We start from the raw sequence: 14,955 nt of genomic DNA on the forward strand, positions 1-14,955 counted from the left end.
TCGTCCCCGGGGAAATGCGGCCGATGATGGCGCACCGGCGGGCCGGCCGGAAGGCCCCGCCGGACGCCCGGGGAGCCGCACCTCGTCAGCCGAACCAGCGTCCCGAGCGGAGCAGAGCATGAAGATCTCGGTCATCGGCAGCGGCTACCTCGGCGCCGTGCACGCCGCGTCCATGGCGGAACTCGGCCACGAGGTCGTCGGCGTCGACGTCGACCGGCGGAAGGTCGACGCGCTGGCGCACGCTCGTCCGCCGTTCTTCGAGCCCGGGTTCGAGGAGCTGCTCGCCCGCACCATGGCGACCGGCCGGCTCCGGTTCGCCGCCGACGTCCTCGACGCGGCCGGTGCGCGCGTGCACTTCGTGTGCGTGGGGACGCCGCAGAAGCGCGGGGAGTACGCCGCGGACCTGCGCTTCGTGCAGGCGGCGACGGAGTCCCTGCTGCAGATCCTGGAACCGGGGGACCTCGTCGTCGGGAAGTCGACGGTCCCCGTGGGGACCGCCGGGGAGCTGGCCGCCATGGTGGGGGAGAAGGTGCCCGGCGCGCTGCTGGCGTGGAACCCGGAGTTCCTGCGGGAGGGGTTCGCGGTGCAGGACACCCTGCACCCCGACCGGCTGGTGTACGGGCTGCCGGCCGGTGAGGACGGCGCGACCGCCCGGGCGCTGCTGGACGAGGTGTACGCGCCGATCGTCGCCCGCGGCACGCCGCAGGTGGTCACCGACTACGCGACGGCGGAGATGGTGAAGACGGCGGCGAACTCGTTCCTGGCCACGAAGATCTCGTTCATCAACGCGATGGCCGAGCTGTGCGAGGCGACCGGGGCGGACGTGAAGCTGCTGGCCGACGCGATCGGCTACGACGACCGGATCGGGCGGAAGTTCCTCAACGCCGGGTTGGGCTTCGGCGGTGGCTGCCTGCCCAAGGACATCCGGGCGTTCATGGCCCGGGCCGGGGAGCTGGGGGCGGATCAGGCGCTGACGTTCCTGCGCGAGGTGGACAACATCAACATGCGCCGCCGGATCCGGATGGTGGAGCTGGCCCGGGAGGTCTGCGACGGGTCGCTGCTGGGCAAGCGGGTGGCGGTGCTGGGGGCGGCGTTCAAGCCCGATTCCGACGACATCCGCGACTCGCCGGCGCTGAACGTGGCCGCGCAGCTGCAGCTGCAGGGGGCGGTGGTGCGGGTGACCGATCCGGCCGCGGTGGACAACAGCCGCCGGGAGTGGCCGCACCTGGACCACGTGGCCACCGCCGAGGAGGCGGCCGAGCGCGCCGACGCCGTCCTGGTGCTCACCGAGTGGCAGCAGTACCGCGAGCTCGACCCGGTCGGGTTCGGGAAGGTCGTCGCGCGCAAACGCGTCCTGGACGGCCGCAACGCCCTTGACCGCGACGCCTGGGAGGCCGCCGGCTGGACCTACCGCGCCCTGGGCCGCCGCGCCGGGTGACCCCCTCGCAACACAGCGCAACCGGAATCGTCGCCGGTGGTACACCGCGTGGTCACCTACGTACCAATGGTGAAGTTGAACATCTGCCCAACGGAACCTTGCCGGAAGGGGACTTGCGACCGCTGTTCGTGAACCTTGATGTGCCCTACCTTCCGGAGTCGCTCCGGTGACCGGGTGTGCGGAACTCCCCGCACACCGGTCCGCCGCGCACGGGGGAGCGCGCGGCACCCAGCACAGGGTGCAGATGGGGGGCGTCCAGTGACCGAGGTCGCCGAACGAAGGGACGTCGTCGCCCTCGAGGTGGGCGATTGGCTGAGAACGCTGCTGCACGAGATCCGCCAACCCGTCGCGGTGGTGCTCGCCCTCGCGGAGGCGGCCCGGGGGGTCATCGGCCTGCCGCCGGAGCTGCTCGAGTACCTGGACCGCATCGAGGACCAGGTCCAGGAGATCCCGAGCGCGGCGTCCAGCGTCTTCGAGGAGGCACGGGGTGCCGGCACCGAGAGCGGCCCCGTGCACGTCGAGGAGGTCGTGGACTCGGTCGTCCGGGCGTTCGCGTTCACCTGGACCGGGACGGTCCACCGGTGGGGCGGTCCGTGCACGGCGTGGGTCCACGGTTCGCGCTCGGCGATCCGCCGGTGCGTGGTGAACCTCGTCGACAACGCCGCGCGTGCCGCCGGCCCGTCCGGGACGGTGTGGGTGCGCGTCTCGTGCGCCCGCGGGTCGGTCCGCGTGGTGGTCGAGGACGACGGGCCCGGCTTCGGGCTGGGGCCCAGCGGCACGGGCATCGGCCTGCCGGTGACCCGGCGGACGGTGCAGGCACTCGGGGGCAGCGTGACGGCCGGTCCCTCGGCGGAACTGGGCGGGGCGCTCGTGGCCATCAGCCTCCCGGTCCCGGACGACGACCGGCGGCCCCGCTACCTGGCGTCATGGCCACCGACCGGCTGACCGGCGGGGCACGGGGGGTGGGGGACGGCATGCGCCTGGTTCTCTGCGACGACCACCGGCTCTTCGTGGAGCCGCTGGCGGCCGCGCTGGCGAGGCACGGGCACGAGGTCGTGGTCGCCAACACGCCGGGGCGGCTGCTCACCGCGGTCCGCGAGCACCGCCCCGACCTGGTCCTCCTGGACCTGCGGTTCCCCGTCGGGGACGGCATCGAGGCGCTGACCGCGCTCCGGGCCCGCCATCCGGACTGCCCGGTGGTGATCCTGTCCGGCTCCACGGACCCCCAGGACCAGGCCGCGGCGGTCGGCGCCGGGGCGGCGGCGTTCCTCCGCAAGGACCAGCCGGTGGCCGCGATCCTCGACGCGCTGCAGCGGGTCGCCGCCGGCCGGGCCGTGCCCGCGCCGCCCGTGCCCGGCCGACGGGGCGGTTCGGCGGAGCAGGACCGCGTGCACCGGCTGCTGGCCCACCTCACCGAGCGGGAACGCCAGGTGCTTCGGCTGCTGGTGAGCGCCGAGGACACCGTGGAGATCGCCCGCTCGCTGGGGGTCGAGACGAGCACGGCACGCACCCACGTGCAGAACGTGCTCTTGAAGCTGGGTGTGCACACCAGGCTGCAGGCCGTCGCGCTCGTCGTGGGTGCAGGGGTCGAGGACGAGCTCGCGGCGCGGACTACTGCAAGGGACGTACACCACCATGCGCCTTCTGCAGGTCGACCGGTCCCACCGGCTCCCCGAGCATCCCTGCATGCCCGAGATCCGCGTGGTGCTTGCTGACGAACACCGAGCCTTCGTCGAGGCGCTGGGGATGCGGCTCGCGACTGAGCGGGGGATCCGGGTCGTCGCCACCGCCACGCGGTGCGACGAGATCGTCCGCGCGGTCCGGGTGCACCCCGTCGACGTCGCGGTGCTGGCCGTCGACGGGCAGCCCGGCGGCTTCCTCGACGTGACGCCCCAGCTGCTCGCCGAGCGCCCGGAACTCAAGCTCGTGGGCGTGACCGGCGCGGACGACACCACCGCCCTCGCCCGGGCCATCCGTGCCGGCTTCCGGGCGTGGGTGCCGAAGGAGGTGGGGGTCTGCGTGCTCCTCGACGTCCTGCAGGCGGTCTGCCGCGGGGAGACGTGGATCTCGCCGGGACCGCTCACGCGCCTGCTGCACGTCCTCGTGCACGACGACGAGGACCGGCGCCGGGCCGAGGAGCCGCTGAGCGCGCTCACCGCGCGGGAGCGGGAGGTCCTGGTCGCCATGTCCAGCGGCGCCACGCGGGACGAGATCGCCGGCCGGCTGCACATCTCGGCGAACACGGTGCGCACGCACACCCAGAGCATCCTGACCAAGCTCGACGTCCACACCTCCCTGGCGGCGGTGACCCTGGCCCGCCGGGCGGGGGTCGCCTGACCCGCCGCAGCCGCTGACCGGCCGGCCGCCCCCTCGGGGCGGCCGGCCGGTCGCTGTGCGCGGGGGGCCCGGCCGCACCGCGGGGACGGCCGCCTCTCCGGTGGGGTGCGTAGTCGGAGTAGTGCCCGTGGCGGATCCGGAACCGTCACCCCGGCTCCTAGCGTCGCGGTCCTCAGGCGGTTCGGCACTGGGAGTCCTCATGAGATGCGTCGTCACCGGGGCCGCGGGCTTCGTCGGGTCCCACCTCTGCGAGCACCTGCTGGCGCGGGGGGACGAGGTGACCGGCATCGACTCCTTCACCGACTACTACGACCCCGCCCGCAAGGAGCAGAACCTCCTGGCGGCCGCCGCGCACGAGCGGTTCCGGCTCCACCGGGTCGATCTGCTCGACCCCCGGCTGCCGGACCTGCTGCGCGGTGCCGAGGTCGTCTACCACCTCGCCGGCCAGCCCGGCGTCCGTCCCTCGTGGGGGGCCGACTTCGCCGTGTACGTCAGGCGGAACGTCCTGGCGACCCAGGTGGTGCTCGAGGCGGCCCGGCAGCTCGACGTCGCCAAGGTCGTCTACGCGTCCAGCTCCAGCGTCTACGGCGACGCGGAGTCCTACCCGACCGCCGAGACGCTGCGCCCCCGGCCGGTCTCGCCCTACGGCGTCACCAAGCTCGCCGCGGAGCACCTGTGCGAGCTCTACCGCGGGGGCTTCGGCGTGCCCACCGTCTCGCTGCGGTTCTTCACCGTCTACGGACCCCGGCAGCGGCCGGACATGGCGTTCTCCCGGCTGGTCGCGGCCGCCGTCCGCGGCGGGGAGTTCCAGCTCTACGGCGAGGGCACGCAGACGCGCGACTTCACCTTCGTCGGCGACGTCGTCCGGGCGGTGCACGACGCCGCGCGGTCGGACTTCACCGGCGTCGCCAACATCGGGGGCGGCAGCCGGACGTCGATGAACCAGGTCCTGGAGCTCGTGAGCGAGCTGGCCGGGGCGCCGCTGGTCCGCCGGCTCCCCGTCCAGCGGGGGGACGTCCGCGACACGGCGGCCGACACCCGGGTGGCGCGCGAGGGGTTCGGCTACGTCCCCGCGACGACGCTGCGCGAGGGGCTCGCGGCCATGGTGGCGGCCGAACGGGCGGCGGTCGGGGCTCCCGGGGTCCTCGCCGCGGCCGGTGCGGTCGCGTGACCGGCCAGGGCGGACGGCACCTGCCGTGACCATCGAGCTGCACAGGACCGCGGCGCCGGGGACGGCGCACCGCCCGGTGCCGCGGCGGGCGCCCGACGAGGCGACCCCGTCCGGCCCCACCCCCGTGGACGAGCCGCCGCGCCGGCAGCGGTCGCGGCGGGGCACCCGGCTGCTCGCCGCGGCCCTGCTCGGCGTGGACGTCGCCGCCTTCGTGCTCGCCATGCTGCTCACCGGGACGACCGGCCTGAAGACGCTGACCGTCCTGGTCCTGGTCGTGCTGCTGTTCCACAACGCGTCCCTCTACCGGGCGGGGCTGTCGCTGTCGGTGCTGGACGACGCCCCGACCGTGCTGGTCCGGGCCCTGGCCGCCGGTGCCGGGGCCATGGTGCTGGGCGGGCTCGGCGACGGCGTCGCCGGCACCGCCCGGCTGGGCACCGCGGCCCTGTTCGGCGTCCTGTGCCTGCTCGGGCGCGCGCTGGCCTACGCGGCGATCCGGGCCGCCCGGCGCCGCGGACGGCTGCAGCAGCAGGTGCTGCTCCTCGGCGCCGGCACGGTGGCCGGCGGGCTGGCGAGCTCCCTGCTGGCCCACCCCGAGTACGGGCTGCGCCCCGCGGGCCTGCTCGACGACGACCCGCTGCTGTGCCTGGAGGAGCGCCCGGTCCCCGTGCTGGGGATGTACCGCGACCTCAACCGCGTGCTGGTCGAGCACGCGATCGACGTCGTCATCGTCTCCTTCGGCCGGGTGCCCGAGCCGTCGCTGGTCGACATGCTGCGCGCCTGCGACCGGCTGTCCTGCGAGATCTTCTTCGTCCCCCGCCTCTACGAGCTGCACGCCGTCACCCGGGACACCGAGGTGCTGTGGGGCGTGCCGCTGGTGCGCATCCGGCGCGCCCCGTTCCGGACGGGCACCTGGACGGTCAAGCGCGTCGCCGACGTCGTCCTCGCCGGCCTGGCCCTCGCGCTGCTCGCCCCCGTCCTCGTGGTGTGCGCCGCGCTGGCCCGCTGGGAGACCGGGGCGGTGCTGTTCCGGCAGACCCGCATCGGCCTCGACGGCCGGCCGTTCACGCTCCTGAAGTTCTGCTCGATGCGGCCCTCCGGCGAGCAGGAGTCGCGCACCCGATGGTGCATCGCCGACGACGGGCGGCTGGGACCGGCCGGCCGGCTCCTGCGCCGGACCTCCCTGGACGAGCTCCCGCAGCTGTGGAACATCCTGCGCGGTGACATGAGCCTGGTCGGCCCGCGGCCCGAGCGGCCGTTCTTCGTCGACGAGTTCACCCGCCAGTTCCCCTGGTACATGGCCCGCCACCGGGTGCCCGTGGGGCTGACCGGGTGGGCGCAGGTGCACGGCCTGCGGGGCAACACCTCCATAGCCGACCGCGCGCGCTTCGACAACTTCTACATCGAGAACTGGTCCATCTGGGGCGACATCAAGATCATGATGCGCACCGTCGGGCAGGTCCTGTCGGCAGGTGGCCGGTGACCACCGCCGCACCACGCAACGCCGGTCCCGGCACGGGGGCCCGGCCCGGACGGATGGGACGACGGACATGGATCTGAACCAGGCGGCGCAGCGGATCCTCCGGCGGCACTGGCTGGTGATCCTCGTGATGGTGCTGGCCGGGGTCGCCGTGCCCCTGCAGCTGGCCCGCATGCAGGAGCCGACCTACCAGGCCAGCGCCCGGCTGACGATCGGCACGTGGGACACCCGCGACGTGCAGGAGGCCAGCGCGCTGGCCGACACGGCGCTGGCCATCGCCACGAGCCGGGACACCGTCACCGCGGCGCTGCAGGCGGCCGACCTGTGGCGGCCACGGGTGACCCTCGTCGAGAACGTCCAGGTCGCGTCGGTGGGCACCTCCGGCGTGCTGGAGCTGACGGTGGTCGACGGCTCCCCGCGGGCCGCGGCCGCGCTCGCCGACGCCTTCGCGGAGGAGATCGTCCGCATCCGGGACGAGGCCATCTTCGGCGCCAGCCGGCAGAGCCTCGCCCAGCTCGACGCGCGGATCGCCGAGGTGGACGCGTGGATCGGCTCGATCGAGATCGCCGCCGCCCAGGCCGTCGCGCAGCTGCGCGACGTCGAGGCGCTGGCGCTGCAGCACGACCAGGCGGTGGCCGAGCGGGCCCAGCTCCAGGCGCAGCGGGAGCGGCTCGCCAGCACGCTGGCGACCGCGGTCGCGCCGCGGATCGTCGCCTCGGCCGGGTCCAGCGGCTCGCTGGTGCCGACCGCGCTGGTCACCCGCCTGGCGATCGGCGGGCTGCTCGGCCTCGTCCTCGGCGTCGCCATCGCGGCCACGCTGGAGTCGTGGCGCCCCACCCTCGACGGCCCGGCGACCGCGCGGCACCTCGGCGCACCGCTGCTGGCCCGGCTCCGGCGAGCGCCGCTGCCCCACCGCGGGCTGGGCGACCGGTGGCTGGCCAACTACCTCACGCTGGCGGCGGACGCGGCCGGCGTCCGGACCGTCCAGCTGGTCGCCGCGGGCCCGCAGCTGGACCTGTCGGGCCTCGCCCGTGAGCTCGACGACGACGAGGGCGGACCCCGGGTGGTCCCGCTGTCCCTCGGCGGCGCCGTCGGCGAGGAGGACAGCCCGCGTATCGGGCTGCCGGGCTCCGGTCTCGTGGTGATCGCACCGGACACGGTGAAGGGCACGTCGGTCTTCGAACCGGTCGAGCGGCACGCGGAGCTGGCGCGCCAGCCCGTCGTCGGGGTGATCACCTACAAGGGCCGGGTCCGCCGGGCCGACCGGCGGGCTGCCGTGCCCACGTCCGGCGCCGCGGAGACGGAGCCCTCGGCCCTCCCCGCCCCGTAGGGGCTCCCGCGATGACCCGGGCATGGGGAGGTGCCCCGCCGCAGCCCCTGCTGGGCCTCTCCGAGGCCGAGCCGTGGCTGTCCCGCCCGCTCGAGCCGGGCAAGGGCGTCCTCACGGTGATCGGTCTGTGCATCGGGCTGACCCCCCTGGTCAGCCCGAAGGGGCCGGGCAACGGCGCACCGATCGACCTGATCGTCGCCGTCGGGGTGACGACGGGGTTGCTCTGGGCGGTGCGCCGGCGTGCGCGGTTGAACTTCCCCTTCTTCGTGCCGATGACCGCCTACGTCAGCGCCGGTCTCGTCGCGGCGATGCTGAGCGCGGTCCCGTTCCGCGGCGGGATCGCGGCGGGGCAGGAGGTGTTCCTCTTCCTCTGGTGCGCGACGCTGGCGACCGTCTGCCGCACGCCGCGCGCGCTGGCGTTCGCCGTGCGGGCCTGGGCGGTGAGCGCGAGCCTGTGGGCGGCGGTGCTCATCGCCGGGGTCGTCGGCGGCGTACCGGCCATCTCGGGCACGACCGAGTGGGGCCGCCGCGCCCAGCTGTTCTTCGACCACCCGAACATGGCCGGCAACTACTTCATGATGGGCATCTTCATGGTGCTGCTGTCGGGGTTCCCCCGGCGCCGGTCGCTGCGCGCGTGCTGCTACCTGCTCCTGCTCACCGCGATGTTCTTCGCCGGGTCGAACGCGGCACTGCTCTCGCTGGTGGGCGGTCTGCTGGTCACCGCCTTCCTCCACCTCCGGCTGCGCAAGGGGCTGGTGCAGGCCATCGCCGTCGTGACCACGCTGGTCGTCGCGCTCGGCGCCACCTGGGTCACGGTCGTGCCCACCGTGGTCGCCGTCGCCGAGCAGAGCGACGACCCCCTGCTCCGGTACACCGTCGGGCGGAGCCCGGAGAGCGCCGACAAGCGCGGGATCCTGTTCCAGCAGCAGCTCGAGGTGTTCGAGAACGGCCACCTCCTCGGGATCGGCCCGGGCGCCACCAAGCACGAGCTGGGCACCGGGTTCGCCCGGCTCGACAAGGAGGCCCACAACGACTACCTGGCGACGCTCGTCGAGCGCGGGCCGGTGGGGCTGCTCGCCCTCGTGGCGCTGATCGGCGCGGTCGGCGCCCGGGTCCTCGGCAGCAACCGCAGCCGGTTCCCGCCCCGACTGGCCGAGGCGGTGCCCGTCCCGGCGGCGCTGGGCGGCGCCTGCGCCGCGTTCGCGCTCACCGCGCTGACCCACGAGGTCCTGCACTACCGGTGGTTCTGGACGCTGATGGGCCTCCTGGCCGCCACCTTCCTGCTCGCCTCGGCGGCGCGGCAGGCCCCGGAGCCGCGGGGGTGACGGCGCAGCCGCGCACCGGGACGGTCGAGCCGCCTCCTCCGGTGGGCCGGAAGGTGCTCGCCAACTCCACCGCCCAGCTGCTCACCTTCGCCCTGCGGGCGGCTTCGGCGATCGGTGTCGTGGTGCTGCTCGCCCGTGCCGGCGGCCCGGTCGCCCTCGGCGTCGTGCAGTTCGCGCTGACCCTCACCGGCCTGCTGCCCTTCTACTACGGGGTCCCGACCCTGCTCGCCCGCGAGGTGGCCCGCCGGCCGGAGGAGGGTCGGCGGTGGGTCCAGACCGGGTTGCTGCTCGCGGTGCTGCTGGGCGTGCTCTTCACCGCCCTGGTCCCGGCCGGCGCCTGGGCGGTGGGCGCCGGCCGCGAGACGGTCCTCTGCCTCGCGGTGGCCGCCGTCGGCATGCTCTTCGACGGGCTGGCGCGGGTGCTGTTCGCGGCGTTCTGGGCCTGGGAGCGGCTCGCCCTCGAGACGCTGGTCACGGCCGGCCAGGAGGCGCTCTACCTCGCGGCCACCGTGGTGCTGCTGCAGCAGGGCGGGGGACCGGTCGCCGTGCTCGGCGCGTTCGCCGCCTCCCGTGCGCTGGGTGCCCTGTGGGCCTGGCTGCTGGTGGGCCGGCACCTCCACGGCCTCCCCCTGCCCCGGGCCGCACGAGGGTCGCTGTGGCGCACCGTCCGCCAGTGCACGCCCTTCGCCGTGAGCGACACGTGGATGCTCACGTACGCGCGCTTCGACGCCGTGCTGCTCGGCGTCTGGAAGGGGCCCGCGGCGGTCGGGCTCTACCAGGCGGCCACGAACCTGGTGCTCTACTTCAACGTCATCCCGCGCAGCATCAACCGTGCGCTGTTCCCGCGCATGGGCCGGGCCTGGCCGCGGCGGCCCGACGAGTTCGCCCGGCTCCGGGACCTCTCGCTGCGCCTGGTCGCCCTGATCGGCGTGCCGATCACCGTGGGCTCCCTGCTCCTGGCGCCGCGCACGATCGACTTCCTCTACGGCGCCGAGTTCGCCCCGGTGGTGCTGACCTACCAGCTCCTCGTCGTCGTGATCCCGGTGCGGATGCTGGGGCACACCCTCAGCCTGTCCCTCGCCGCGATCGACCGGCAGTCCGCGCGGACCGTGGCGGTCACGGTGGTGGCGCTGGTGAACATCGGCCTCAACTGCGTGCTCATCCCGCGCTGGTCGTACCTCGGGGCCGCCGTCAGCTCGGTGCTGTGCGAGATCGGGCTGCTCGTGGCCTACGCCGTCCTGCTGCGCCGGGCCACCGGCCGGTCGCAGATCCTGCGGTCGAACGGCTGGCCGCTGCTGGCCAGCGTGCCCACGGCGGGCGCCCTCCTGCTGACCGCGGCGCAGCCGCTGCCGGTGTCGGCGGCGGCCGGCGCGGCGGCCTACGGCGCGGCCGTGCTGGGGATCGCGCTGCTGCGAGCCCGCGGCGGACGGCCCGGTCCGGCCCTCGCCGCGCTGGTCAGGACGCGACGGTGAGCGGTGCGCGCTCGGGCAGGCGCACCGGGAGCGTGCCGACCACGCGGTCGAAGACGGCCCGGTAGGCATCGGCTATCGCCTCGGGCGACCAGGTCGACAGGTCGGCGAGGGGCTCGCGGCAGGCGGTCGGCGAGGACGCGAGCCACTGCTGCGCGGCGTCGGCCGCGTCGTCGACGCGGCCGAGCGGGACCGCGGACCCCTGCGCGCCCAGGGCGAGCACCTCGCGGACGCCCTCGACGTCGAACGCCACGAACGGGGTGCCGGCCGCGGCGGCCTGGACCAGCACCTGCGGCAGCCCCTCCGCGTCGCTGAGCAGGACGACGAGATCGGCCCCCCGGAAGGCGTCCTGCACGTGCTCGGGCTCGGCCACGTGCCCGGCCAGCACGGCGTGGTCGGCCAGGCCGAGCGCGGCGAGCTCGGCGGTGAGCCGCGCGCGCTCCGGACCGTCGCCGAGCACCAGCAGGTCGGGGGCGTCGGGGCACCGGTCGTGCAGGCGCCGCAGCAGTGCGGCCAGCAGGAGCGGGTTCTTCCGCGGCTCGAGGCTCCCGACGTAGCAGATCAGCCGCCGGCCCGGGCGGGTCCCGTGGCGGAGGTCGAGCAGGTGCCGGGCCTCCGCCCGTCCGCGCAGCTGCGTCGGCAGCGGGACGCCGGAGCGCACCACGTGCAGCCGGTCCACCGGGACGCCGACAGACGCGAACCGGTGCGCGAGGTCGCTGCCGACGACGCAGAAGGCGGACGTGCGCGGGCCCAGCCCGCGCTCGAGCCGGGGGAACAGCCAGTTCTCCAGCCGGCCGTAGCCGGGACCGAAGCTGGCCATGGACAGCGAGTGGACCGCCGGCACCCCGCTGCCGGCCGAGGCGGCCAGCCGGGTGAGCACCCCGGCCTTCGACTGGTGCGAGACGACGACCGCGTACCGCCGGCTCCGGATCAGGCGCCACAGCGCGTAGACGGCCGCGAGGTCGCGCGCCGGGGAGACCGGCCGCACGAGACTGGGCAGCGACTCGACGTGCTCGGCACCCGTCTGCGCCCGAGCCAGCTCGAGGTCCGAGTCCTCGCCGAGCAGCACGTGGTGCCGCAGCTCCGGCACGGCCCTGATGCAGTCCCGCAGCCGCCGTTCCGATCCACCCCGGCGATACCGGGTGCACACGTGCAGCGCCGTCGGTACAGGCGCGTCGTCCGTCCACATGAGGTCCACGTGCCCTCCCGCAGGGTCGGCCGGAGAGGCAGATGTTGCGCCTCCCGGCCGTGTCCCAGAACCATTTCCGGAAGGGCGCGGGAATTCGCCCGGACGTCTCCGCCGTCTGCACGAGACGACCTCGTGCCAATGGTGTGCCGGATTCTCCTCGGACCTATTCGGCGACCACCGCCCGGGAATGGCGGCAGCATCGACGGTGAAAGTGACGAAAATGGTCCGGAAAGGGTTGACAGCCCCACCGCGGGCGTCTTTCCTGGGCGGGTCCTCGGCACCGCCAGGGGAGGAGCCGAGATGTCCCGACGTCAGCCGCTCGCACTGCAGCCGGCCTCACGCCTTGCCGTCGCGCTCGCGGTGGTGGCCGCCGCGCTGATCGCCGCGCCCGCGCCGCCGGCGCGGGCCGACGCACTGACGGCGACCCTGGTGCGGACGGTCGAGACGGGCAACTGGGCGGTCCCCAGCCCGGACCCCGCCGGCATCACGTACCTGCCGAACACCGGACAGCTGCTGGTCAGCGACTCCGAGGTCGACGAGATGCCGCTGTACACCGGGACGAACCTCTTCCTCGCCGGCCGGGACGGCGCGCAGGCGGCCGAGGTCGGCGGCACCACCGTCCCGTGGTCGCACGAGCCGGCCGGCGTCAGCTACGACGAGGCCCGCGGCGTCCTGTTCGTCTCCGACGACGACCTCGACCTGGTCTTCCGGGTCCAGCCCGGCGCCGACGGCCGGTTCGGGACGGCGGACGACAGCCAGACGTCCTTCTCCACCCGGCCGTTCCGCAACGGCGACGCCGAGGACGTCGCGGTGGAGGTGGACGCCCTCGGCAACGGGCACCTGATGGTCGTCGACGGCCACGACAAGGCGGTGTACGACTGGGGTCCCGGGCCCAACGGCGCCTTCGACGCCCTCGCGCCGAACGGCGACGACACGGTCACCGGCTTCGACCTGTCCCGCTACGGGGCGATGGACCCGGAGGGGCTCGTCGTCCACCCGACGCGCGGGACGATCCTGGTGCTCGACAGCGGCAGCCGCACCGTCTACGAGGTCAGCCGCAACGGCGCGCTGGTCAATGCGATCAGCATCGCGGCCGCCCAGCCGAAGAGCGCGGCGGGGATCACCCTGGCCCCGCCCAGCGACGGGTCGGGCGGGCTGAACCTGTACGTCGTCGACCGGATGGTGGACAACAACACCAACTCCAGCGAGCGCGACGGCCGCCTCCACGAGCTGGCGGTGGCGCTGCCGCCGCTGCCCGGGAACCTGGCGCCCTACGTGTACGCCGGCGCCGACCGGGACGTGCGGATGCCGTCGGCGGCCGGCCTGTCCGGCGCCGTGACCGACGACGGCCGGCCCACGGGGGCCACGCCCACCGCCGCGTGGTCGGTGGTGAGCGGGCCCGGTGAGGTGACGTTCGCCGACCCGGCCGCGGCGTCGACGACGGCCACGTTCACCGCCGAGGGCGACTACGTCCTCCGCCTCACGGGCAGCGACGGGGAGCTGCAGGCCACCGACGACGTCACCGTCAGGGTGACGGCGCTCCCGCCAGGGGTGCTCGAGGTGCCGCTGACGGCCGGCAGCGACGACGCCGAGGAGCGGTCGGCGAGCGTCTCGCTCACCGGGACCGACCTGGAGCTCGTCACCGACGGCAGCACCGTCCAGAAGGTGGGCCTCCGGTTCACCGGGGTCGCGCTGCCGCCACGGGCCACGGTCACCAACGCCTACGTGCAGTTCACGGTCGACGAGGCGACGAGCTCGGCCACCGCCCTCACGATCGGCGGTCAGGCCGCCGACGACCCGCCGACGTTCACGACGGCGTCGAAGAACGTCTCCTCCCGACCGCGGACGGCGGCGGCCGTCGCGTGGTCGCCACCGGCCTGGCCGACCGTCGGCGCACAGGGGGCGGAGCAGCGGACACCCAACCTCGCGCCGGTCCTGCGCGAGATCGTCAACCGACCCGGCTGGGTCAGCGGCAACGCCGTCGTCCTCGTCGTCACCGGCAGCGGCACCCGCACGGCGTCGGCGTTCGAACGGGGGGCGGGCCGGGCCCCGGTGCTGCACATCGAGTACGGCAGCCCGAGCGACACCAACACCGCCCCGCTGCTGAGCGCCGGCCCCGAGGTCGAGGTGACGATGCCCGGCGAGGCCCCGCTGGCCGGGTGGGTCCTCGACGACGGGCTCCCGCTCGGCTCCGCGGTGGACGCCGAGTGGTCGGAGGTGGACGGGCCCGGCGACGTCGTCTTCGACGACACGACGGCGGAGGCGACGACGGCGACCTTCTCGGCGCCCGGTGCCTACGTGCTCCGCCTGACCGCCGACGACGGGGAACTCCAGGCCTCCGACGACGTCACCGTCACGGTCACCGCGCCACCCCCGGGCGTCCTGGACCTGCCCGTGGCGGCGGGGACGGACGACGCCGAGGAACGGTCGGCGAGCGTGTCCCTGACCGGCACCGACCTCGAGCTGGTCGCGGACGGCACCACGGTGCAGACCGTCGGGCTGCGCTTCGCCGGGGTCGCCGTACCCCCGGGAGCGACGATCACCGCCGCGTACGTGCAGTTCTCGGTCGACGAGGCCGCGTCGGGCGCCACCGCCCTGACCATCGCCGGTCAGGCCGCGGACGCCGCACCGGCGTTCGCCAACGTCTCCAAGAACATCTCGTCCCGGCCCCGGACGACGGCGACCGTCGCGTGGACGCCCGCGGCCTGGCCGACCGTCGGCGCGCGCGGCACCGACCAGCGCACGCCGGACCTGACCGCGGTGCTGCAGGAGATCGTCAGCCGCGCCGGCTGGCAGAGCGGCAACCCCGTCGTCCTGGTCGTCACGGGCAGCGGCACCCGCACGGCCGCCGCGTTCGAGCGGGGCACGGCCCGCGCCCCGGTCCTGCACGTCGAGTGGTCCGGCTGAGAGCCGGCGGCGGTGCCTACGACCGATGGACGACACCGCGTCATGCACCTGGCGGGTGACGCGGTGGGCGCGCGTCAGAAGGCTGGCCGGGCGCGGGTCCGTGCCCAGCAGCGGGCGCGGTCCGGGGGTCCCGAGCCGGAATGGATGTCGCCGTGAGAGTGCCGATCGCCGTACGCACCGCCCCCGTGGTGGTCCTGGTGGCGGCGGCGTTCGTCGCCCTGGCCCCGGGGGCGGCCCGCCCCCCCCCCCCCCCCCCCCCCCACCCCCCCCACCACACCACCACCACCTCCGGCCCGCCCCCCCCCCCCCCCC

At 74.9% G+C, this 14,955-nt stretch carries 11 protein-coding genes; 10 read left to right on the plus strand and 1 reads right to left on the minus strand.

The genetic code is table 11. The annotated features are described in order from the left end of the window. Positions 1-118 precede the first annotated feature (118 nt). The 9 genes from ACI8AF_RS18935 (at position 119) to ACI8AF_RS18975 (ending at position 10,550) form a co-directional block, all read left to right on the plus strand. Positions 119-1,438, plus strand: a complete 1,320-nt coding sequence (locus ACI8AF_RS18935; protein WP_456541292.1) for a UDP-glucose dehydrogenase family protein — start codon at positions 119-121, stop codon at positions 1,436-1,438. Positions 1,439-1,696: 258 nt separating this feature from the next. Then, complete coding sequence (locus ACI8AF_RS18940; protein WP_456541293.1) at positions 1,697-2,383, plus strand: sensor histidine kinase; 687 nt, start codon at positions 1,697-1,699, stop codon at positions 2,381-2,383. Continuing rightward, positions 2,365-3,153 carry a response regulator gene (locus ACI8AF_RS18945; RefSeq protein WP_456541294.1) on the plus strand — a complete coding sequence of 263 codons (789 nt, stop codon included), beginning with the start codon at positions 2,365-2,367 and terminating at the stop codon, positions 3,151-3,153. Before ACI8AF_RS18940 ends, ACI8AF_RS18945 begins: the two co-directional genes overlap by 19 nt. A gap of 31 nt (positions 3,154-3,184) precedes the next feature. Beyond that, the gene (locus ACI8AF_RS18950) at positions 3,185-3,775 is read left to right on the plus strand and encodes a LuxR C-terminal-related transcriptional regulator (protein WP_456541295.1); all 591 of its coding nucleotides are present in this window, start codon (positions 3,185-3,187) and stop codon (positions 3,773-3,775) included. Between the two features lie 199 nt (positions 3,776-3,974). Further along, positions 3,975-4,946 (plus strand): NAD-dependent epimerase/dehydratase family protein, encoded by a 972-nt coding sequence (locus tag ACI8AF_RS18955; RefSeq protein WP_456541296.1) that lies wholly within the window; start codon positions 3,975-3,977, stop codon positions 4,944-4,946. Positions 4,947-4,971: 25 nt separating this feature from the next. Next, on the plus strand, positions 4,972-6,426 hold the full coding sequence (locus ACI8AF_RS18960; RefSeq protein ID WP_456541297.1) for an exopolysaccharide biosynthesis polyprenyl glycosylphosphotransferase: 1,455 nt from the start codon (positions 4,972-4,974) through the stop codon (positions 6,424-6,426). 67 nt (positions 6,427-6,493) lie between these two features. Beyond that, positions 6,494-7,753 (plus strand): hypothetical protein, encoded by a 1,260-nt coding sequence (locus ACI8AF_RS18965; RefSeq protein WP_456541298.1) that lies wholly within the window; start codon positions 6,494-6,496, stop codon positions 7,751-7,753. Positions 7,754-7,764: 11 nt separating this feature from the next. Then, positions 7,765-9,078 (plus strand): O-antigen ligase family protein, encoded by a 1,314-nt coding sequence (locus ACI8AF_RS18970; protein WP_456541299.1) that lies wholly within the window; start codon positions 7,765-7,767, stop codon positions 9,076-9,078. Next, on the plus strand, positions 9,075-10,550 hold the full coding sequence (locus tag ACI8AF_RS18975; protein ID WP_456541300.1) for a flippase: 1,476 nt from the start codon (positions 9,075-9,077) through the stop codon (positions 10,548-10,550). The genes ACI8AF_RS18970 and ACI8AF_RS18975 overlap by 4 nt, the downstream gene beginning before the upstream one ends. On the opposite strand, the gene ACI8AF_RS18980 is transcribed toward ACI8AF_RS18975, so the two are convergent. Beyond that, the gene (locus ACI8AF_RS18980) at positions 10,534-11,736 is read right to left on the minus strand and encodes a glycosyltransferase (RefSeq protein WP_456541303.1); all 1,203 of its coding nucleotides are present in this window, start codon (positions 11,734-11,736) and stop codon (positions 10,534-10,536) included. The two genes, ACI8AF_RS18975 and ACI8AF_RS18980, sit on opposite strands and share 17 nt — an antisense overlap. A 300-nt stretch (positions 11,737-12,036) precedes the next feature. Between ACI8AF_RS18980 and ACI8AF_RS18985 the strand changes: the two genes are divergently transcribed. Beyond that, positions 12,037-14,643: a PKD domain-containing protein gene (locus ACI8AF_RS18985; protein ID WP_456541301.1), complete on the plus strand. Its 2,607-nt coding sequence runs from the start codon at positions 12,037-12,039 to the stop codon at positions 14,641-14,643. Positions 14,644-14,955: the final 312 nt, after the last annotated feature.

Source organism: Blastococcus sp. SYSU D00669 (assembly GCF_054050715.1).